This window comes from Paenibacillus sp. CFBP 13594 (assembly GCF_014842675.1).
Lineage (GTDB): Bacteria > Bacillota > Bacilli > Paenibacillales > Paenibacillaceae > Paenibacillus > Paenibacillus amylolyticus_B.
On sequence record NZ_JACYVQ010000014.1, the window covers coordinates 146,507 to 166,339 of the forward strand.

Genomic DNA, 19,833 nt, shown 5'->3' on the forward strand with positions numbered 1-19,833 from the left:
CCGCTCTATTTAAAATTCATTTGTTCAAATGGTAGTTCATATTGGGTCTGTTTGAATGAGATTCCATCGAGATTCTCAGGAGCGACAACGGTGACACGCCCGTTGGTAATCGGAATGAACACAGCTTCATCATGGACGATCTTCATAATGTCGGCATACAGGGATTGGCGGGAAGCCTCATCCGTGGAGACCATGACCGCATCAATTTTCTGATATAGTTCATCTGCTTCGGCAATTCCGCTTGTCGTATGCTTGTATGCTGAATCTGACGTAAAGGCAGCAATGGTACTCTGTGGATCATAGGCCAGTCCCCAGGTTTGATTGAACAGCAAATCATATTCCCCGGTTGCTCTCCGATTCGCGATGGAAGTAGACTCTTCGCCCACGATATCAAGCTGAACACCCAATTCTTTCATCGAATACTGAATCAATTCGGCCTGTATTTTCTGTGAAGACGAATTGCTGTCATAGTATAATTTCATGGCTAAAGGCTGACCGTTCTTCTTTCTCACCACCTCACCATCTGTCAATGTCCAGCCAGCTTGGTCCAGAAGCTTTTTAGCCATTTCCGGATCATACTCCCGTTTCTTCAGGTCCACCTTGGCGTAATTGACATTGGCTGAAAATAACGTGTCCGCTACCGTCTGCGTTCCGTTGAAAATATCTTTACTGATCGTTTCACGATCAATGCCAACCCATAGCGCTTCCCGCACTGCCGTTTCCTGAACCGGACTATCCTCGCGACTGCTATTGGCTACGATCATACTCGTATTCATCGCTTCACTTCGGACCACTTGATAATCCCCGGATTCAGCCAGTTGGTCCATGGCCTCGACATCGATACTATCTGCTCCCCGGTCATCGGTGAACACAAAGTTGATCTCTCCCTTTTGCAATGCCAGGAATGTTGTTTCACCTGCCGGAAGAACCTTGGATGTGATCTTCTTGATAGCAGGTGCACCACCCCAATAGTCTTCATTGGCTTCAAATGTGGCATTCTCTTCGACTTTATGAGCAGTAAGCTTGTAGGGTCCTGTACCGTGGAAACCACTTACCCCGTCTTTGGTTCCGTCATCTTTGAAATCCTTGGGTGATATGAAGACGTAAGGTCTTGTCATGGACAGTTCCACCAGTGCCGGATAATAGGCTTCCGACAGCGTCAGCTCCATCGTGTGCTCATCGATAACTTTTACACTCGTGATTTTGGTAGAAAGCTTGATCCAAGCATGTTTTTCGGCATTCGCCTGTACTGCATCGATATTTTGTTTAACCGCCTCTGCGTTGAACGGCTCTCCATCATGGAATTTCACATCTTGTCGCAGATGAAAGGTATAGGTCTTGCCATCCTCGGAGATATCCCATGATTCAGCCAGCAATGGCTTGATTCCGTCAGGTGTGTTTTCCACCAGCGACTCATATACCATTCCTTGCGCAGGCATGGAACCTGTATACAGATGTGGGTTCATATCATTAATATCTTTAGAAGAAGCATAGATAAGTTCTGTTTGTACCTGGCTATTGGCAGGCTCCGTTTGGGCGCTCTCTTTCTCTTTTGGGCTCTGTCCGCATCCGGCGAGCAGCGCAATGGCAGACACCAGCAATAGTATGGATGTAAAAGTAAGAGCCTTTTTCACAACATTTCCTCCTGATTAGTAAGCAAAACTAAAAATTTACACTTGCCACTTCGATGACAGAACAACCTTCCGATCGCTGTTATCACCGAATTTCTTGAATCTATCTCCTAAAGGTAGTATTTCGGTGATAAAGGCGAGCGCTTCGCTTCTTCAGGTTTTTTCTGTCCTCTTCGTTATTGTGTAAAACTAAATCAACTTACTTAAATTAATATAACTAGACCCTACTACTTACAAGTCCGGTGCAGATCATGCGGATATCTTCGTCAAAGGATTGGATCACAAAGGCATCGGATAAACGCTGATCTGTTTTTGTGCGGGCAACTTCCTGAATCTTCGCCTCGTATGTGGCGATAAATTGATCAATGGTTGGACAGCTTACATCCAGATGTCTTGCTATGCCCTGAATGATTTTGATGCGGTAGTAATCTTCCTTGGGCATGCGGGGAATGTCCAGTTCCCCTTCGCGGTTCATGAATGTTTTACGAAATGGCACCGCTGAAAAATCAAAATATTTCCCTTCCGAATCGGGTTCCGAGAATGGATCAATCAATAATGAGGTGTATCGTATGTATAATAAATACTCTTGATGAATGACCTGCAGCTGATTGAAATTCACGATATCCTGGTGTGATATACTCTCTAATCGAACCGGATAGTTGTCATCCGTCATGAATTGAAGCAGGTTGACTCCCTGAATATCAAGTCGTTCCGTAATATTCATAATCTCCTGCCACTGTGCCCGCATCTCCCGAATCAAAACTTGTGTTATCGGACCTTCGGGATACATCTTGTATACATATTTCTGAATATCCGATGCTTCAAAGATGGCCTTTAATGAGAAGTCGTTCATGAACAAGGGCGGATGTACATACAACGATATATTTCTCGTTTCCGCCTCCAGTGGGGAAGGCATGACTTCCAACGCAACACCCAAACGCTCATAAGCTTGGCATAGCTTGTTAACCTGTTCAGACGGGTATTGATTGGAACCGATATAGACCTTTTTCTTGACCCCCGTTGTCATGACATGATTAGACGGATGTTCGTGCATCCAACGGGTATCTCCAAGGTAGGTAGAGAAACTGATCACTTCCGGCTCTGATTTCCGCTCTCTCATATAATGGGTCACAAGTCGATTCGACCCAAACGTTGGAGAAACCAAAATGATACATTTCAGTTGTTTGATGAATTCATTTTTCATTTGTTCCAATACATCGATATAAGCATCCGTTGTTACAGCCAAAATGAGTGTATCCCATTCCCCCTGGGTGGTGTCATATCCCTGAAACACATGATCAACGACACACTCACCTGCGAGCGGCTGATGCTTCTCATTTTGAATGCTGACCTGAATACGTTGATTGCTCTCTTCAAGGGCTGAAAAAATCGATGCTGAACGAACCGATTGTCTCCCCGCAATGCCTATACAGCAGTTGAGATGATCTTTGAGCGTTACCGCAAGCTGAATGGATGCAGGCCCGGTTCCGAGTATCAGAATTCGCTGAAGATTGCTCATATATGCCTCCTATATTCAAAGTTCAATCTGTAATCCATTTGGACGCAATTGGATGCACTCGCATACCTATGCTTTTTGGTACAACGCAATATCAAACACATCATCCGGGCGCAAGATCGTATCCACCAGCTTCCACTTGTTGCTGTCCGTCGCTCTCATCGGATAATTGAACAAAGACTTCAACTGATCACCGTATCTCATGGCTACAACCACCTGTGTATTCGTCAGAGCATGCAGTTGATCGAGCAGATCATATTTAGCGGCCACGGTAGAGCTGAAAATGATATGGGTTGCTTCCCTGGTATAATCCAGATTCTCCAGCAATGTTGACTCCAAACGAATCTTCAAACCCGTGCCCAGTGTCTCCACCACTTTTCGCCCGAGTGTAATGGATTCTTCATCAATATCGATCCCGACGACCTCTGCACCTGAACGCTTGGCGATGAGTAATGGTGTCATAGGGAATGAACCGGAGCCTACCATCAATACTCTGGAATCAGAGGTGACATGGAAGCTGCCGAATTCTTTATCGATACACTCTTCAATGTTTTTGAAATAATCGGCAATCTGCACATCCCCGTTGTCTAGGGCGTGTCTGGAAGCTCCGAAGGAAGCAGATTTTGCCGAATTTTCGTTCCAAGCAAGGAAGTTTTCCGCAGGCGTGCCGGGGCACGTCAAGGGAAAGTGACGCAGCAGGGGGCGAAAAGGCGGTAAAAGATGCACTTCAGCGAGTTTCGAGACACGCCCTAACTTCAATGCACGATATTTCTCCATGATCGCCACACACTGGGCGGATTTATTTCTTAACTGCCATACAAGCGAATCCAGTTCTTCCAGCTCCGAATGCTCCAACTGTTCCCAGGCTGCCTTATTCTCCTGATTGGTCACAAAGCGGGAGTAGTCATTGATCACAGCTTCCAGCTCCGAACTATGCTGAATCGTATGATCATACTTGCTCGCGAGCTTATCGAATTTCTCTGCAAATTCACTCAAACATGTCTGAAAATGAACCAATGTGATCATTTCTTTTCCCCCAATACGTTGTCTCGATCATGTCATGTACCTCATGCGTTTATAACGCTCCATTCTGCTGGAGCATCTATGAAGGCTTTGCCTTGAGCCACGATGCCAACCGATCCCTCAATCGTAATACTCCCAAGTTCTGCGCCATCCCACTGGGCTACCACTTTGATCGCACCACCAGGCTGCTTGATGTACTGCGTAATCTGCCTCTGCTGGCTCCATGCGAGATAGGCTCCTACGGAGGCCGTACCCGAACCACACCCTCTCTCCCAGATCAGACTATCCAGCTCCGGAACATAGATGAGTGGGGCCATTTCTTCCAAGTGTGATTGATATAACAAGATACCGATCAGCTTATCTCCCAGTGTTAGTCCCAGTAATCTAGCAAGGGTCTGTGCCCTTCTCTTCATCGTATCGTCGAAGTCATCGACTTCGATCACGATATGGATGAACTCAGCGTACCGGATGATCACCATATCGAGCTCGATGCCTTCATATCGAATTGTTCGCTGCTCAATCTGCTTTGGAACCGGCATGGTTACCTGGCAGTTGTATTCATGCTGCTGCTTCTTCACATGGCACATGATCAATTGATCGGTTCCGGAAACCTCCAGCATGATATCCATAGACTCCTGTTGAGCCAGTCCTGCTTCAGATGCGTGGTGTGCTGCAAGTGCCATACAGGCATTGCCACAGAACTCTCCTCCGGCCATTTCCAGACGGGCCACAGCTTCCGGTCTCCTCGTTGGTTCAATGAATCCCACTTGTTCAGCGTAAACGTTATCATATGACATTAGGCGCGTAGCAATATGGTTGTAGTTCTCGGCTGCATGATCCGTTTTAACCAGAATCGTCATGTTTTGAGTGGGACTGAACTTGATAAAATCGATCTCCTGTTTCATCGCAGCGACTACTCCTGTTCTTCTTTTTTATCTAATAGTAATTATTACGATTAAAGGTCGAGAAAAATATAGCACATCCTTTTGGGGAGCGTCAACAAATATTTCCATTTAAAAAAATAAAAATTTCAAAATACCTTTAGCTGCCCTTCCTGTAAGAAAGCCCAAACAGAGCTCACGCTTCTGCGCCAGCCCTAGCCATAACTATACCGTCTGATAAGATTCAGCGAATCGCCGTTCCTACCCGCTCTCACTTAAAAAAGGGAATACGAAAAACGGCTGCCGTCGAACGGAACCGTTTCGATCTGGATATGATCCAGTGATTCACTATACTCATCACTCTTGATGTGCTTGCACATTGTGCAGTGCTTTCTCAGCCAGTGCAGCCAGAAGATGTGCTCCCAGCGGCAATGCCCGTTCATCCACATCAAAGCCAGGGTGATGCCACTCATGCGGGCCAGAGGTGCCCAGGAAGAGGAACAGGCCGGGAACTTCTTTTTGATAAAAAGAGAAGTCCTCACCTGCTGGAGAAGGCAGCGGTCTAACGCTACTTAATCCAATCTCACTTGCAACTTGTTCCGCCGCAGATGCGAGAGCTTCATCGTTGACCACGGCAGGTGGTCCCTGAATCCAGCGAACCGTAGCCCGTGTGCCATAGGCTGCGGCCACACCGGCGACTACCTGATTGAAACGTTCGCGAATCCGTGCACGCACTTTCTCATCAAAGGTACGCACTGTGCCATCAAGGATCGCTTCATCGGGAATAACGTTCCAGGCTGTGCCGCTATGAAGCTTGGTGACGCTGATTACAGCACTCTCCTGTGCTCCCACATTGCGGCTTACGATGGCCTGTAATGCCGTAACAATATGTGCGGCAACCACGATTGGATCAATGCCGGCTTCAGGCACGGCTGCATGGGTGCCTACACCTTCCACTTTGACAACAAAACCGTCTGCTGCTGCCATCAATGCGCCTTCCCGAATACCCACCGTACCTACCTGGAGATCAGGCTTGTTATGCAATCCAAATACGGCCCGAACATCGGACAATGCACCACTCTGGATCACTTGGCGTGCACCCGTTGCTTTTTCCTCCGACGGCTGGAATATCAACCGTACTTTTCCCGGCAAACTGGACTCGCGCTGTTTCAGTAATCGTGCAGCACCGATCAGAATTGCCGTGTGTGCGTCATGTCCGCAAGCGTGCATCTTTCCATCTACTTGGGAGGCAAATTCCAGCTTTGTCTCTTCCTGAATGGGCAGCGCATCAATATCTGCTCTTAGGGCAACAACAGGTCCGTCCCCTTGGCCCACTTCAGCGACAAGCCCTGTCCGCAGCACATATTCGTCTGCAATACGGACGCCTTCCTCTTCCAGCCAGCTGCGAATGGCAGCTGTTGTCTCCTTTTCCTCGCCGGACAATTCCGGGTTACGATGCATGTGTCGCCGAATGGTGATTAAACGTTCCGCGAATTCTTCCGCCCGTTCACCATGAAGTTCATGCTCGGGGCCCTGTACTTGTTGCTCAGCCTGCTGTTTAGGCTGTTCCAGATCACTTTTCATCACACGGCCTCCCATTCGTATATATTCACTGCTATATTCACTGTCTACTTCTATCCGATTGCTGCTTCTTCCTTGGATTCCAGTGCAAATTCGCTTAGTCCCTGCTCTGCCAAAATTTCACGCAATAATTCGAATGAACGAATGCGCTTGGCGAAGTCCCGTGTAGCTGTAGTCACAATGAACTCTTCTACAGCAAACTCCTGCTGGAACTTCAGCAGTGCCTGACCTACGCTTTCCTTCGTACCCCGGGTCACACTTGGCTCCAAAATTTCGATCCGATAGGTTTCGTTTGATTGCCGGCCGAATTCTTCCGCCTGTTCCACAGAAACAACCGTCAGCACCTTTCCACTCTCCAGATGAATCTTCACCAGCATATGCTCACTCGCAAGTCCTTCCGCTTCTTCCTCACTCTCGGCCACAATTAACGATATGGCTAGTGCAGCGTAGGGCTCCCGTCCCTGGGAACGATCAAATTGTTCACGATATACACGGATCGCTTGAAGTGCTACCTCTATATTACTGTTAATGAACAGTGAAAAGACATATGGGAGTCCCAGTTCCGCAGCCATGCCTGCACTATCAACACTGGCTCCAAGTACGTACAGTTCTGCTGGAATGTCGGACAGAGGCGAAGCGCTGAGACCTGCAAGTGGATGTGATGAATCTTCAAGCGGCTCATTGTGGATGTATCGTTTCACCTGAACAATTTTCTCTTGAAGAGATGCCGATTCCTGAATACCTTCCTGCAACGCCTGTGTCGAACGGGGCAACCCACCTGGCGCACGACCGATTCCCAGGTCAACTCTTCCTGGTCCGAGCGCTGCGAGGATATTGAAATTCTCGGCGACTTTGTATGGGCTGTAATGCTGGAGCATTACTCCGCCGGACCCCAGCCGAATCCGCTTTGTATGCGCAAGCAAGTGGGAGATGAGTACTTCCGGGGAGGAACCTGCAACATGCCCTGAATCATGGTGCTCCGACACCCAGAATCGATGGAATCCAAGCTGCTCTGCCCGCTGTGCCAGCTCAATCGTATGCCGAAAAGCATCCACTGCCGTTTCCCCTTCATAGATGGGAGTCTGATCCAAAATGCCAACACGAATACTCATATCCTTCTCCTCCTTGATTGTGCTGAACCGCTGTTCTTGAATCACTATTAAGTTGAACTAGAGATGTTACACTTTATCACTCCGATTGCAGTACCATCTTCCGATCACTCTTATCCCCAGATTTTCTTTACTCCCTTGGTTCAAGGGAAAAATCTGTTGATAAATGCGCACGCTTCGCTTCTTCAGATTGGTTCTGCACTCTCCGTTTTGGTGTAAAAATCAGATTCAACGTTAGATGCTCTATAACTGCCGCAGCAGTTCCCCGAAGGGCTCTGCCAATGGCGAATATTCTTCCTTTAAGGTAACGACGCTGATTTGCAACGATACACCTGCCACCTCATGTACCTGAATGGGGAACAGCTCCTGATTCTGCACTTCCTTCTTCACCGTGAGCCCCGGGAGAAAGGCAATGCCTGCCCCTTGCATAACCAGTTTCTTCGCCGTCTCCGAATTATCGACATGATATGTAATATTCGGCGGATGTTCGAGCGAGTCGAAAGCCCGGTGAATGCGAAGCCAGTCCAGTGAACCACATTCAAAAAAGACCAGTTGCTCATTCCGGATGGCTTCCATGCTGACATGCCCGCTCTCAATGAATGGATGCCCTTTATACACATAGAGCTGGATTGGATCTTCATAAAAAGCAACCGTACGGATCGCAGGATGCATGACCTTGCGCACAAAAGCAAGATCAATCTCCTGACCCAGCAGTTTGGCAATCAGCTGATCCGTCGTTGCTGTCGTCAATTTGATGTTAATCTCGGGGTAAGCATCCTTGATCTTGGGTAGAAAATCGGGAATGACATAATTGGATACCGATACTGTACTCCCCAGTCGAAGCGCATCCGGTGTTGTCCGGCGTTGCTGAATCTTCTGCTTGCCCTTCTGAATCACTTGCAGCACTTGCTGCGCATATGGCAGGAATTTCCGACCTTCTTCTGTTAGCACGATTTGCTTGCCAAGCCGATCAAACAACTTGCAGCCCAGCTCCCTTTCCAGTGACTGAATGCGAGCTGTGACCGAAGGTTGGGACAAGAAGAGTACTTCGGCAGCCTTATTGAAGCTTCCATAATGATTGATATATACAAATGCTTCAATATTCTCGATATTCATGAGTGCCTCCGTATCCACGTCCGCAGACGTTTGATCTTATATTGATTTATCCAATATACTTACTTGGTTTTACGATATCGTAATCCCATCCTTTTCCAGTGTCAATAACAATTCATCCAGTGAGCGATCCAGACGTGTAGTAATATCTGCCGAGAGTACGAATTGTCCATCATCCAGTCGTTCAATTCCCTGATCCACAGCATACACACCACCCAGGATATGTCTTCCACCAAGGGCCGCCAGTACAGGCTTCAATGCATAATCAATGGCCAGCAGATGAGCAACAGAGCCACCGATAACGAGTGGGAGTATCAACTTGCCCCGTAACCCTTCTTGCGGAATCAGATCCAGGAACAGCTTGAGCACTCCCGAGTACGATGCCTTATATACCGGCGTAGCCACAATAACTGCATCCGCGGCTTCCACGACAGCAAGTGCATCACGAATGAATGAGCTGTCGAACCGGGCTTGCACCAGATCCTCAGCAGGCAGATCCACAACGTGAATAACTTCGACGGTAATGCCTGCCTCCGTTAATTTTTGGCTGCTGTAATCTGTCAGACCTGTCAAACGCGAACGTTTGGAAGGTGATCCGGCAATAATGACAACATGTGACATGAATATCTCCTCCTCAAGCGTAAACGGCTGTCGCCGTCCTCTGGTGGCACAGCTACCGTTTCGCAGTGAAATATAAAAATGGATAGGGTGAAACTTATAAATTCTTATATTTTGGTATAGCGGTCAGACCGCTCCTTTTACTTTGGGGTCCAGCCGATCGCGAATATCGTCTCCAATCAGATTAACCGCCAGTACAAACAAAGTGATCGCCAGACCCGGGAACGTACAGATCCACCAGGCAACCGTCAGATAACCTCTCCCTTGGGAGAGCAATGCACCCCAATCCGGTATTTCCTTCAACACCCCAAGTCCCAGAAAACTGAGTCCGGAGCCCGTTAGAATTGATGTCCCTACGCCCAGCGTAGCCATGACCAGCAGGGGTGACAATGAATGTGGCAGTACATGTTTCCAGAAAATACGTGCATTGGAGCCGCCCAGTGAACGTGTCGCTGTAATGAAAGGCAGACCTTTAACTGATATGACCTGCCCACGCATCACCCGTGCGTAGCCCGGAATGGAGGAAACCGCAACAGCCAGTGCAATGTTTATCAGTCCTGGCCCGAGAGCAGCTGCAACAGACAATGCCAGGAGCACGCCGGGTACAGCCATCAGAATATCAACGGCACGCATGATGATGGTATCCACAATTCCTCCGGCGTAACCGGAGATAATACCAAGCGCACTACCAACAATGCCTCCCACAAGCACCGAAGCAAATCCAATAAGTAATGAATCCCTGCTTCCATGCACAACTACACTGAAGATATCCCTGCCAAAATAGTCCGTCCCGAACAGGTGCGCAGCAGAAGGAGCCTGCAGGATAACATCCGTCATCATCTGAGTTGGATCATAGGGCGCAATCCAGCCTGGCACAATCGCACATGCCACGGTAAACACCACCACCAGCAATGCTGCATAAAAGAATAATCGGGATACCGCGAATGAGACGCGATAGCGCCAAGGGCGGCGATTCCACAGACGGATACGTCGCACACTGCCCGCCCATGCCTTTTTGTCACCAGCCAAAGGTTTCATGCTCATGAGAAACAACTCCTCCTTTCATACTCCGCGTCAGGACACTTCTGACTGTTCCATCCATGATTATGTGCGGACTGCACGCCGAACCCGGGGATCAATGTACGAATACGAGATATCCACCAGCAGGTTCAAGACAACGTAGATGATAGATGTAAAGAAAACCACACCTTGCACCACGGGAAGATCCTTGGCCATTAGCGCATCGGCAATAATTCGACCGATTCCTTGTCTGGAGAAGACAGTTTCCACCACAACGGTTCCCGCAAGCAGATCACCGATCAGCATGCCGATTACCGTTACTGCAGGAATAAGTGCATTACGCAGTGCATGACCATACATGATCGCACGTTCCGAAAGTCCTTTGGCCCGTAACGCCACGATAAACGGTTCATTGATCACTTCCAGCATGCTGTTCCGTACCATCCGTACGATAAATCCTGCACCCACGAGACCCAGTGTGGCAGCCGGAAGAACCAGTGAGCTGAATCCGTCGGAACCCATCGCCGGGAACCAGCCAAGCTGTACCGAGAATAACAGGATGAGCAGAATCCCCGTCCAGAAGGTTGGCATGGAAATGCCGAACAGTCCAACGAGCCGGGCGACGAAATCAATCACGCCATTGCGATGAATCGCAGACAGTACACCAAGTGTTATTCCAATCGTGATGGCAATGATTGAACTGAGTGCGGTCAGTGCCAGTGTCGCTGGAAAATGTTCTAGTATTTTTGGCAATACCGGATCCGAATTGATCATGGATTTACCGAAATCCCCACGCAGCATATCACCGAAATAGTTCGCAAACTGGATATAAAACGGTTGATCCAGTCCTAGCTGAACCCGCAGATTCTCGATCATCTCCGGGGTAGCCGAGGATGGGTCCAACATGAGCAGCACCGGATCACCCGGCAGAAGATACATGATGCAGTACACCAGCACCGAAGCTCCGAATATAACCAGAAGCGATGTTGCGAGTCGTGACAGTATCGTTTGAACCATACCGGGATATCTCCTTCCTGAATCTGGATTGGCCGTTCCTATAGTGCGTGTTCAAAAAGACCAGTTTTCAGTACCGAGAAGATGGAATGAAGCTAGAAATGGAGTAGCGGAGCGTAGGAAACTACGTAAGCAACTAAAATGTTTCCAAAGGAAACATACTTCGTAAGCCTCCCGCTTATTTCGGCTGAATTTCATATTCGATGCTGATTATGCCATTAGGCATGACTCGTAATCAAAAGTGGACTTTTTGAACAACCTCTGTTAGGGCTGAATGCGGACGTCGTTAAAGAGCGGATACCCCAATGAATCAAACTTGATGCCTTCGACCTTTATGGATGCTGCGACGGTATACGGGAATACATAGATCGGCAGAATTACCGCTTGCTCAATCAGGTAATGCTGGATTTGATTGTAGATCTGAACACGTTTATCGGGATCTGTCTCAACCACTCCCTGCTCTAACAGTTCATCGATCTTTGGATCAGACAAACCGGACAATGTCGGACGCTCGCCCTCTGCACTCGTATGATAGAAAGCGTACAAGGCATTAGGATCAGAATTGACCTGACTGTTACCATAGAGATCATAATCCCAGTTCTGATAGATGACTGTTGCGATATCTTTTGTAATCTCGACTTCAACGGCAATGCCAACCTGTTTCAACTGTTGTTGGATAATGGCAGCAATGTCATTGCGTTTCTCCCGATTGGGCGAACCATCGACATAACGCAGGGTCAGTTTCTGGCCGTCTTTGGCACGAATACCGTCAGCGCCTTTCACCCAGCCTTGTTCATCAAGCAGCTGATTGGCTTTGTTGATGTCCGGGTTAATGCTACCTTCCAGCGATGCATCATAACCCAGGATTCCAGGAGACAGTGCGGACCACGCACGTTCGTAGTTGCCCAGATATAATGTTTTGACAATCGATTCCACATCTACAGCGGATTGTACTGCCTGCCTTACTTTCACATCATCCCAAGGTGCTTTGCGTAGATTGAAAAAGAGTGTGTACGGCAGTCCAACTGTGTTGGCCTGCAACAATTGCTGGTTCGGATCGTTTTTTAACACAGCGATATTCTGCGGTGGAACCGTCTCGGCAGCGAGTACCTGACTACTCTGTACACTTCCGATGCGCGTTGCTTCTTCCGGTACAATCTTGAATGTGATCGTGTCCACATGTGGCGCAGCTTTATTTTCAACCGTCTCAGGTCCCCAGTTGTAATCCTTGTTCTTGGCAACGACGATGTCCGCATTTTCATCCCATTTTACAAAGGTGTACGGACCTGTGCCCACCGGATTTTTACCCAACTGGTCGCCATATTTTTTGGCAGCTGTAGGGGATACGATCCCCAGAAGTGCCTGGCTCAAATTGCCGAGAAAGGCTTGCGATGGTGATTCCAGATTTACCTTGATCGTATATTCATCAATAACCTCGGAGGAGCTGTAGGGTCTAATCAGGGCAAGGGAATTGGCAGCTTTGGTGGCCGGATCAATCACCCGGTCCAGATTGTATTTCACGGCTTCCGCATTAAACGGTGTGCCATCGTGGAACTTCACGCCTTCACGCAACTTGAACGTATAACTCTTGCCGTCCTCGGATACGCTCCATTCCGTGGCAAGCCAAGGTTTGATGGAACCATCAGGCAGCTGCACGACCAGATTGTCGTAGATCGTCCGGATGGCACGCACCGTTACGGCAAGCCCACTGCGATGAGGGTCCAGCGTATCCGGTGAAGTTGCAAGTGCAAAACTCAGGTTGCCTCCTTCGACTTGCCCGGTCTGCCCCCCACCTGATGCCTGTGCCGTACTGTTCGTGCTGCCTCCCGCTGCTCCGCAACCGGATAATACCATCACCAATACTGCTGCCAATGCCATATATTTCATCCATGAGATAGACCTGTTCATATCGCTTCCCCCTCTGTGTATACAGGTGTCATTAAATTGATGTTTATACCAATACTTGATATATCCTATGAGTTAAGTCGGTTTTAAATTAGTACGAAACGTAGTGTACATTGAATAGGGTTCATCTCAGTTATGCCAAATCAGATACAACCTGCTTCTTCGCAGCCGTATAACGGTTAACCGGAATTTTCACCCCAAGGTTACCTCGCAATGTATCGTGTTCATAGTCCGTACGATACAGGCCGCGCTCTTGCAGAATCGGAACAACCAGTTCTACAAAATCAGACAATCCACTTGGCAGTTCGGAAGCAATAATGAAGCCATCTGCCGCTTCCGTCTCGAACCATTCCTGAATTTTGTCAGCGACCTGCTCTGGTGTGCCCAGAAATTTGCTGCGTGGTGTTGCTGCCCGCAGAGCCACTTCACGCAAAGTCAATCCTTGCTCCTTGGCATCCTTCTTAATCTTGTCCGTGCCACTTCGGAAACTGTTGCTTCCAATTCCGTTCAGCTCCGGGAACGGTTCATCCAGCGGATATTGGGAGAAATCATGATGTTCGAAGAAACGGCCCAGGTAATCCAATGCTTTGTCAATCGTGACCAGGCTTGCGATTTCCTGATATTTCTGTTCAGCTTCCTCTTCTGTCCGTCCAACAATAGGATTGATACCTGGCAGAATGACAATATCCTGTGAAGAACGTCCATAGGAAGCGGCCCGTGTTTTGACATCCTTATAGAATGCCTGAGCATCTTCAATCGTATCGTGTCCGGTAAAGACAGCATCCGCTTCTTGCGCAGCCAGGTTTTTGCCATCTTCCGAAGAACCCGCCTGGAATATCACCGGCTGTCCTTGCCGTGAACGCGCAATGTTGAGCGGACCTTGTACGGAGAAGAATTCTCCTTCATGATTAAGGGTGTGCAGCTTGGATGGGTCGAAGAATACACCGCTCTCTTTGTCTCTTACAAAGGCATCATCTTCCCACGAGTCCCATAACCCTTTGGTTACCTGCAGATATTCTGTAGCAATGCGGTAACGTTCCGGATGCGTAGGGTGGTTGCTCTTACTGTAGTTTTTCGCTGTACCTTCCAGCGGAGAGGTCACGACGTTCCAGCCTGCACGGCCATCACTGATCTGATCCAGGGAACCGAACTGTCTGGCTACGGTGAACGGATCACTATAGGATGTCGAGAGGGTACCCACCAGTCCAATGCGTGAAGTAACGGCAGCCAAAGCGGAGAGGATACTGATTGGTTCGAAGCGATTCAGGAAATGCGGAATGGATTTCTCGGTAATATACAGACCGTCTGCGATAAAAACAAGATCGAACTTGCCTTCCTCCGCTTTCAGTGCCTGACGTTTGTAGAATCCAAAGTTAACGCTGGCATCCGAAAGAACCTCCGGGTGTCTCCATGTGGTGTTGCTTCCTCCAACCCCATGAATAATGGCTCCAAATTTCAAACTGCGTTTCGCTGTCATATGCACTCCGCCTTCCTTGGATTAGAATCTTTAAAAGAATGATCAAGGGCCAACTGAACTGATTACGTATGCGAAATAACTTAAAAGTTAACTATTCCTATGAGTTTGGTTTGTTTTAATTTCACAAATCTTATCACTGCCCCGTAAAAGGGTCAACAGCGTGACTAATAGATTTTTTCTATATGAACATTGAAGATGTAAATAAGACCATTTACATCCCAAGTGAGCCTTAACTTATGAACGTTCCAGCTGCTGTACAAATGCGATCTTGCATCATGCAGCAGCCGGAACGGCTTGCTTCAAAGGTATATATCAACTCCCGTTAGACTGCTGCCGCTTCGTCCGCTCGTGCCAGAAGTTCAGCCAGCTTCTCCAGATCAGGTTCCAGCAAGGCTTCAAACTTGCCGTCCCCTCCCACTTCAATAACGGGTACATGCCGAATGCCATATTTTGCTTCAAGCACATCACGCAGCACGTCATTACCCTGCATTTCAATGTTCTCAAAAGGCTGGTTTCGCTCTGTCAAAAATGCTTTCACTTCCCCGCAGAAATGACAGCCTGTTTTGCTCCACAGCACGACTTTTTTGGTTGATGATGACATCGACATACCTCCTGATTGTTTTTAAGATCAAGATCTGGACGATTGAATATGAACGCCCTAGACCTTCAATTCCCATCTGTTAAATAAGAATTATGGCTCTAAATGTACTCCCGTGCCCTTCCTGCGTCAATGGATCTGCTAATAGAATAAACCTATAACCAAATAGAAAGATTAAATTATAAATTTGAAAGATGGCTCATTTTACAGGAATGAATCGCTATTGGCCCCTCCTAACCTGGTTAAAAGCTTGTTTTGCTAAATCAGTGTAGAACTCGATCTGATCCGGACTTCGATCTATGGCCCACCTCAGGGTATCAAAAGCTTTCAATAACAACACATACCTGGTTTGATTCAGTACACGCTCTTGCTCTTGTGTACTTGTCCCATATCCTTCTAAAAACGCTTTCAATTCTTCCTTGTCAGGACCCTCACCCCTTAGCTGGCATTGCATGAGTTGAGTGATATCGCCATACGGCGTGACGGTGACCTCCGCATTTCCCCAGTCCAGAAGGGTAATTTCTCCTGTCAAACTTACGATTGTATTCTTCAAAGAGAGATCGCCGTGGCATAAGCCAAAGCGGAAATTTTGCATGTTCAGTTGTTCGAATAATTGCCTTACGACCTGTGATTCCTTCATCGTCATCACACCAAGCTCGATCAGCGGGTCCTGCTCCGTCAGACTATTGATATTGTATTGCACATATCCTTGCCAACTTCCATCTGATCCTGCATGAGGGGGAGAGTAAAATTTGTTTTGTACGGGATCGTGCATTTCCCTTCCGAAACCTGTCACCGGGATGGATTGCATACGTTGTGTGTACTCACCGAGTTTCCTCCAGATCACGGACGGGGGCACTGTCGTATCCAATCCGTTATCCCCTTCCACAACCGTTTGAATCATATAGGCATTTTCAGCGTTGACCCCAACGGATAATGTCTGTGGCCCAGGAATACCGGCACTTGTTGCTCGTTCGATGCACCATTTTTCTTTCAAAAAGGTGGGATATGTATCTGGATTATTCATCCGTACAATCACTTTATGACTTGCCGTTTCCACCAGGCAGACCTGATTAACAAAACCTTTACCCACGATATGATGTGAGCATGTTACTTTTTCCAGCAAAAAATCACTGGCAATCTGTTCGGCTTGGTTAACTATAGAATTCTTCACCGTGCATCCTCCCTCAATCGCTATACTTTAAGTGGTCTATATACGTTGAACTAATCATTTATACGATAACGGAGAGGACAGAAAAAAACCTGAAAAAGCGAAGCTACAAGCTTTCTGCAAGAAAGCTGCCTCGGAAGCATACGCTACCCCCGGATTTCCCCTTGAGAAAGGGGAATCGAAAAAATCTGGGGATAACAGCGATTGGAAGGTTATTCTGTCATCGTAGTGTCAGTATAAATAATCTTTAGTTCAACTTATATAGCTACCAACTCATATGTAATATTCGGATGCGGAATGAATCAGAGCGATTACACAGGGTACCGCCACATTTTCCATTCCGCATCATGCTGCTGATTCGTATAACTAGATCGCCTGACATTACAGATCTGGGTTCAAGAGCTGAGGTGGGGCGATAATGGGCCAGCCTTCTTCCATCGAATTCAGTTGGTCCGCAGACACGCTGATAATATGCCCAGAATGTACACCCCAACGTTCTGCCGCATAGACCGAAACAAATCGTCTTCGCTTGTCTCCGCTGATCTGATATCGAATCTCGGGTGCATCCACTGCAGCAACAATACTTCCTTCTGCCCAGCTATTGTGAGAACCATGAACCGCTGTCGTATGCACCTGTTGTGATTCCCTCGGCCATCCATGCACGTCCCCCGCTGATATCAGTGCTTCTCCGGCAGGAATGGCGAGCAGATCCGGCTTGGCAACCTGAACAGGAGATATTCCACGCGGTACAGGGATGTTCAGCTTACGCCGCCGACCGCCAGTTAAAGTATAGACATCTCCTTTGGCATCGGACAGGAACGAACCTTCCGGGTAGAAGTCATAACTGTGTCTGAACTGTAATGCTGGATCTTGGCTGCCCTGCGTTGAGATTCGCTGACGCGGATCCATTGGGGTTGTGTCACCATCCTCTTGTTGACCGGATGGGGTACCAGAGGTTTGTTGTCTAGCCAAGCGGGAGGTTTCGGCAACCAGCGCATGGGGATCTCCCCACTTTTGACTATAAAACTGCTCGTTATCCTTATTCACTACAGCAAAGTCTTGCTCACCCAAGGCTTTCATACTGACACTTCCGAAGTGGTGGATAAAGGCATCCCCGGCTACCGCAAGCTGGTATCCTGCCAGCTTCACCCGGATGATCCAATCGTCATCTTCGAAATTGCCCACCGCGTATCCTTCGTCCAGATAACCTACCCGTTCCAGCAGCTCCCGTGAGAACAGCCAGCAGAACCCGACCAGGCGATTGGTTATTCGATGTTTGTCTGCATCCGGACGATTATGTGTGGCGGCAAAAGACCACATCTCTTCTACCTCACGGTACGGAACCTCAATCTGCTGATCCCCGCCAATATAGTTGGTCACCGGACCCACCACACCAATCTTCGGATCACTGGCAAGACAAGTCATCATGTTATCCAGCCAGCCCGGAGTAACGAGCGTATCGTTGTTCAGTACAATGATATGTCGTCCTCTCGCCATCATCAGCCCATGATTGACACCTCCGGCAAACCCCCTGTTCTGATCCAGGGCAGCAACCCTCACCATACCGCCTTTGCGGAGCATGGCCTCAGCAGTACCATCCTTGGAGGCATTATCCACAACAATGATTTCGTAGGGGGCAGGGGTATGCTTTTCGATACTGGACACACATTGCAGCACATACTCCCGCTGATTGTACGTGGGAATAATGATGCTAACTCCTTCAAAAACAAGACCAAACGAGCTCTGTCCCTGGCGGACACCTTCGTTGTATCCTCTGGTATACCCCTGTTTGTAGAGCCTGGCGCCTTTGGTTGTGCGCCTGCTTTTGCCTTTACGTCTGGATTTCCGAATCGAGCGACGACCTGCTGCATGCAGGACTGCCATATCAGATCGCGAGACATCGTGCTGTATGGCACGGCCGGCCGCTTTTTTTTCGCTGCTTATGCTGCCATTCCTGTTGTTTTCACTGTGGCTATTGTCACTGTGAGTGCTGATATTTGGAATGATGTTCAGATGACTGTGACCCTTTCGACGGACGTTTCGAGCCTTAACCTTGTCGCTGCGGCTATGACGTTCTTCCCCGCGCTGTTGATCGGGTGTGCTCATGTTGCTCCCTCCATTTCCACTTGTCCGTGAGGCCAACACGCACATGTCCAGCCCCCGGACGGTCCACTAGAGTTGAAGCTCTCCTGTTACCAGTTTGTCAGCCAAATGTCCAAAATCCAGAGCGACCTTACAGAGTTCACCTGCAATTCGCCGACACAGAATGACCGCCGGAATTCCCGCTGCCACCAACGCGATATCAAAAGCATGTTCTGCGGTTTGCTGCATCACTCTCTGAATATCCATAACTCCCGCCACAGAACCAATGATGCCTGTGACATGAACCCCCCGGTTATGCAGCAGTGCCGCAAGCTCTGGTGCCTGGCTGCCTATGAGCAGAACCCGCCGTCCTTGCAGCAAGGGCAACACCAGGCCGGACTGATGCAGACTGTAATTGATCGTGGAACTGGTCAATTTCAGCTGGGACCAGTCGATCCCGAAGTGGCGCAATACCGGAAATAACAGCCCCTGGAATGTCGGCGCCCGCGAGATCGGCACGCCAACCCAGTCGGCGGCCTGTATGGCTTCCGCAAGCATCGCGCGGATGTCTGGCGTTGAGCATGGCACCCCTGCATAGGGCAGAAACGGTGCCAGCTCCTGCACTTCCTGACCTGGCAGCACCGTATCGGCTGCCAGCGTGAGCAGTTCGCCATCTCCGAGGCGAACGACAGACAAGGGGCGCTGCGCATCCAGCGCCGCCGTGATGTGTCCAGCCATTTCATGGGGGCTGGACAGCCGGGCCAGGCTGGGCGCATATTGGCGGAATCCCGCCGCGATCAGATCTGCCGCAGCCACGGCTGGCAGAATGTGATCCGGCGGGATGTGCTGCGCCACCAGCGCCTCCCCGCCGGCGAATACGCCGTCGCGGTAGCCCTCGGCGTAGCCGCCGGGCACGGCCTCCGCCTGCACTGCGTGCTCCGCGGGCGGAGGCGCAGGCAAACCCTTCGAGCTGCCCGCATTCGCGCCGGCAGCGCCTCCCCGCCCCGCGGGGGCGACACCCTTCGGGTGTGTCGCCTGGCGCGGGGCGGGGCCAGCACCGCTGGCAGGCATCGCCTGTGGCGTGCTGGCTTGCG

16 protein-coding genes are annotated in these 19,833 nt (G+C 49.1%); all 16 read right to left on the reverse strand.

Annotated elements, in window-relative coordinates:
- Positions 1–5 precede the first annotated feature (5 nt).
- The 16 genes from cntA to IFU39_RS29765 all read right to left on the reverse strand — a co-directional run bounded on the left by cntA (position 6) and on the right by IFU39_RS29765 (position 19,810).
- Positions 6–1,634: a staphylopine-dependent metal ABC transporter substrate-binding lipoprotein gene (gene cntA / locus IFU39_RS29690; RefSeq protein ID WP_192136296.1), complete on the reverse strand. Its 1,629-nt coding sequence runs from the start codon at positions 1,632–1,634 to the stop codon at positions 6–8.
- 214 nt (positions 1,635–1,848) lie between these two features.
- Positions 1,849–3,150: an opine metallophore biosynthesis dehydrogenase gene (locus IFU39_RS29695; protein WP_192136297.1), complete on the reverse strand. Its 1,302-nt coding sequence runs from the start codon at positions 3,148–3,150 to the stop codon at positions 1,849–1,851.
- Positions 3,151–3,216: 66 nt separating this feature from the next.
- A complete protein-coding gene (locus IFU39_RS33130; RefSeq protein ID WP_244661161.1) occupies positions 3,217–4,173 on the reverse strand; it encodes an SAM-dependent methyltransferase in 957 nt (318 codons plus the stop codon).
- Positions 4,174–4,214: 41 nt separating this feature from the next.
- A complete protein-coding gene (locus IFU39_RS29705) occupies positions 4,215–5,075 on the reverse strand; it encodes a diaminopimelate epimerase (protein ID WP_192136298.1) in 861 nt (286 codons plus the stop codon).
- 333 nt (positions 5,076–5,408) lie between these two features.
- Positions 5,409–6,635, reverse strand: coding sequence for an amidohydrolase (locus tag IFU39_RS29710; RefSeq protein ID WP_197997964.1), 1,227 nt, complete (start codon positions 6,633–6,635; stop codon positions 5,409–5,411).
- 50 nt (positions 6,636–6,685) lie between these two features.
- Positions 6,686–7,744 carry an LLM class flavin-dependent oxidoreductase gene (locus IFU39_RS29715; protein ID WP_192136299.1) on the reverse strand — a complete coding sequence of 353 codons (1,059 nt, stop codon included), beginning with the start codon at positions 7,742–7,744 and terminating at the stop codon, positions 6,686–6,688.
- Between the two features lie 240 nt (positions 7,745–7,984).
- Complete coding sequence (locus IFU39_RS29720; protein WP_091020874.1) at positions 7,985–8,857, reverse strand: LysR family transcriptional regulator; 873 nt, start codon at positions 8,855–8,857, stop codon at positions 7,985–7,987.
- 69 nt (positions 8,858–8,926) lie between these two features.
- Positions 8,927–9,475 (reverse strand): NADPH-dependent FMN reductase, encoded by a 549-nt coding sequence (gene ssuE, locus IFU39_RS29725; protein WP_091020873.1) that lies wholly within the window; start codon positions 9,473–9,475, stop codon positions 8,927–8,929.
- 123 nt (positions 9,476–9,598) lie between these two features.
- A complete protein-coding gene (locus tag IFU39_RS29730; RefSeq protein WP_192136300.1) occupies positions 9,599–10,516 on the reverse strand; it encodes an ABC transporter permease in 918 nt (305 codons plus the stop codon).
- Between the two features lie 60 nt (positions 10,517–10,576).
- Positions 10,577–11,509, reverse strand: coding sequence for an ABC transporter permease (locus tag IFU39_RS29735; protein ID WP_036605816.1), 933 nt, complete (start codon positions 11,507–11,509; stop codon positions 10,577–10,579).
- A 261-nt stretch (positions 11,510–11,770) separates the two neighbouring features.
- Complete coding sequence (locus tag IFU39_RS29740) at positions 11,771–13,414, reverse strand: ABC transporter substrate-binding protein (protein ID WP_192136301.1); 1,644 nt, start codon at positions 13,412–13,414, stop codon at positions 11,771–11,773.
- 130 nt (positions 13,415–13,544) lie between these two features.
- On the reverse strand, positions 13,545–14,888 hold the full coding sequence (locus IFU39_RS29745) for an LLM class flavin-dependent oxidoreductase (protein WP_091020869.1): 1,344 nt from the start codon (positions 14,886–14,888) through the stop codon (positions 13,545–13,547).
- A 322-nt stretch (positions 14,889–15,210) separates the two neighbouring features.
- Positions 15,211–15,489 (reverse strand): glutaredoxin family protein, encoded by a 279-nt coding sequence (locus tag IFU39_RS29750; protein ID WP_192136302.1) that lies wholly within the window; start codon positions 15,487–15,489, stop codon positions 15,211–15,213.
- A 217-nt stretch (positions 15,490–15,706) separates the two neighbouring features.
- Positions 15,707–16,660 (reverse strand): phosphotransferase, encoded by a 954-nt coding sequence (locus IFU39_RS29755; protein WP_192136303.1) that lies wholly within the window; start codon positions 16,658–16,660, stop codon positions 15,707–15,709.
- A gap of 378 nt (positions 16,661–17,038) precedes the next feature.
- Positions 17,039–18,763 (reverse strand): glycosyltransferase family 2 protein, encoded by a 1,725-nt coding sequence (locus tag IFU39_RS29760; RefSeq protein ID WP_192136304.1) that lies wholly within the window; start codon positions 18,761–18,763, stop codon positions 17,039–17,041.
- Between the two features lie 66 nt (positions 18,764–18,829).
- Positions 18,830–19,810, reverse strand: coding sequence for a GT-D fold domain-containing protein (locus tag IFU39_RS29765; RefSeq protein WP_342345687.1), 981 nt, complete (start codon positions 19,808–19,810; stop codon positions 18,830–18,832).
- Between the last annotated feature and the right edge of the window lie 23 nt (positions 19,811–19,833).

What these genes read in the sequence shown, in the direction of transcription:
- IFU39_RS29740 (WP_192136301.1), bottom strand. Translation starts at nt 13,414, where the DNA reads ATGAACAGGTCTATCTCATGGATGAAATATATGGCATTGGCAGCAGTA.
- IFU39_RS29765 (WP_342345687.1), bottom strand. Translation starts at nt 19,810, where the DNA reads ATGCCTGCCAGCGGTGCTGGCCCCGCCCCGCGCCAGGCGACACACCCG.
- IFU39_RS29720 (WP_091020874.1), bottom strand. Translation starts at nt 8,857, where the DNA reads ATGAATATCGAGAATATTGAAGCATTTGTATATATCAATCATTATGGA.
- IFU39_RS29730 (WP_192136300.1), bottom strand. Translation starts at nt 10,516, where the DNA reads ATGAGCATGAAACCTTTGGCTGGTGACAAAAAGGCATGGGCGGGCAGT.
- IFU39_RS29705 (WP_192136298.1), bottom strand. Translation starts at nt 5,075, where the DNA reads ATGAAACAGGAGATCGATTTTATCAAGTTCAGTCCCACTCAAAACATG.
- IFU39_RS33130 (WP_244661161.1), bottom strand. Translation starts at nt 4,173, where the DNA reads ATGATCACATTGGTTCATTTTCAGACATGTTTGAGTGAATTTGCAGAG.
- IFU39_RS29710 (WP_197997964.1), bottom strand. Translation starts at nt 6,635, where the DNA reads ATGAAAAGTGATCTGGAACAGCCTAAACAGCAGGCTGAGCAACAAGTA.
- IFU39_RS29760 (WP_192136304.1), bottom strand. Translation starts at nt 18,763, where the DNA reads ATGAGCACACCCGATCAACAGCGCGGGGAAGAACGTCATAGCCGCAGC.
- IFU39_RS29715 (WP_192136299.1), bottom strand. Translation starts at nt 7,744, where the DNA reads ATGAGTATTCGTGTTGGCATTTTGGATCAGACTCCCATCTATGAAGGG.
- ssuE (WP_091020873.1), bottom strand. Translation starts at nt 9,475, where the DNA reads ATGTCACATGTTGTCATTATTGCCGGATCACCTTCCAAACGTTCGCGT.
- IFU39_RS29745 (WP_091020869.1), bottom strand. Translation starts at nt 14,888, where the DNA reads ATGACAGCGAAACGCAGTTTGAAATTTGGAGCCATTATTCATGGGGTT.
- IFU39_RS29750 (WP_192136302.1), bottom strand. Translation starts at nt 15,489, where the DNA reads ATGTCATCATCAACCAAAAAAGTCGTGCTGTGGAGCAAAACAGGCTGT.
- IFU39_RS29735 (WP_036605816.1), bottom strand. Translation starts at nt 11,509, where the DNA reads ATGGTTCAAACGATACTGTCACGACTCGCAACATCGCTTCTGGTTATA.
- IFU39_RS29695 (WP_192136297.1), bottom strand. Translation starts at nt 3,150, where the DNA reads ATGAGCAATCTTCAGCGAATTCTGATACTCGGAACCGGGCCTGCATCC.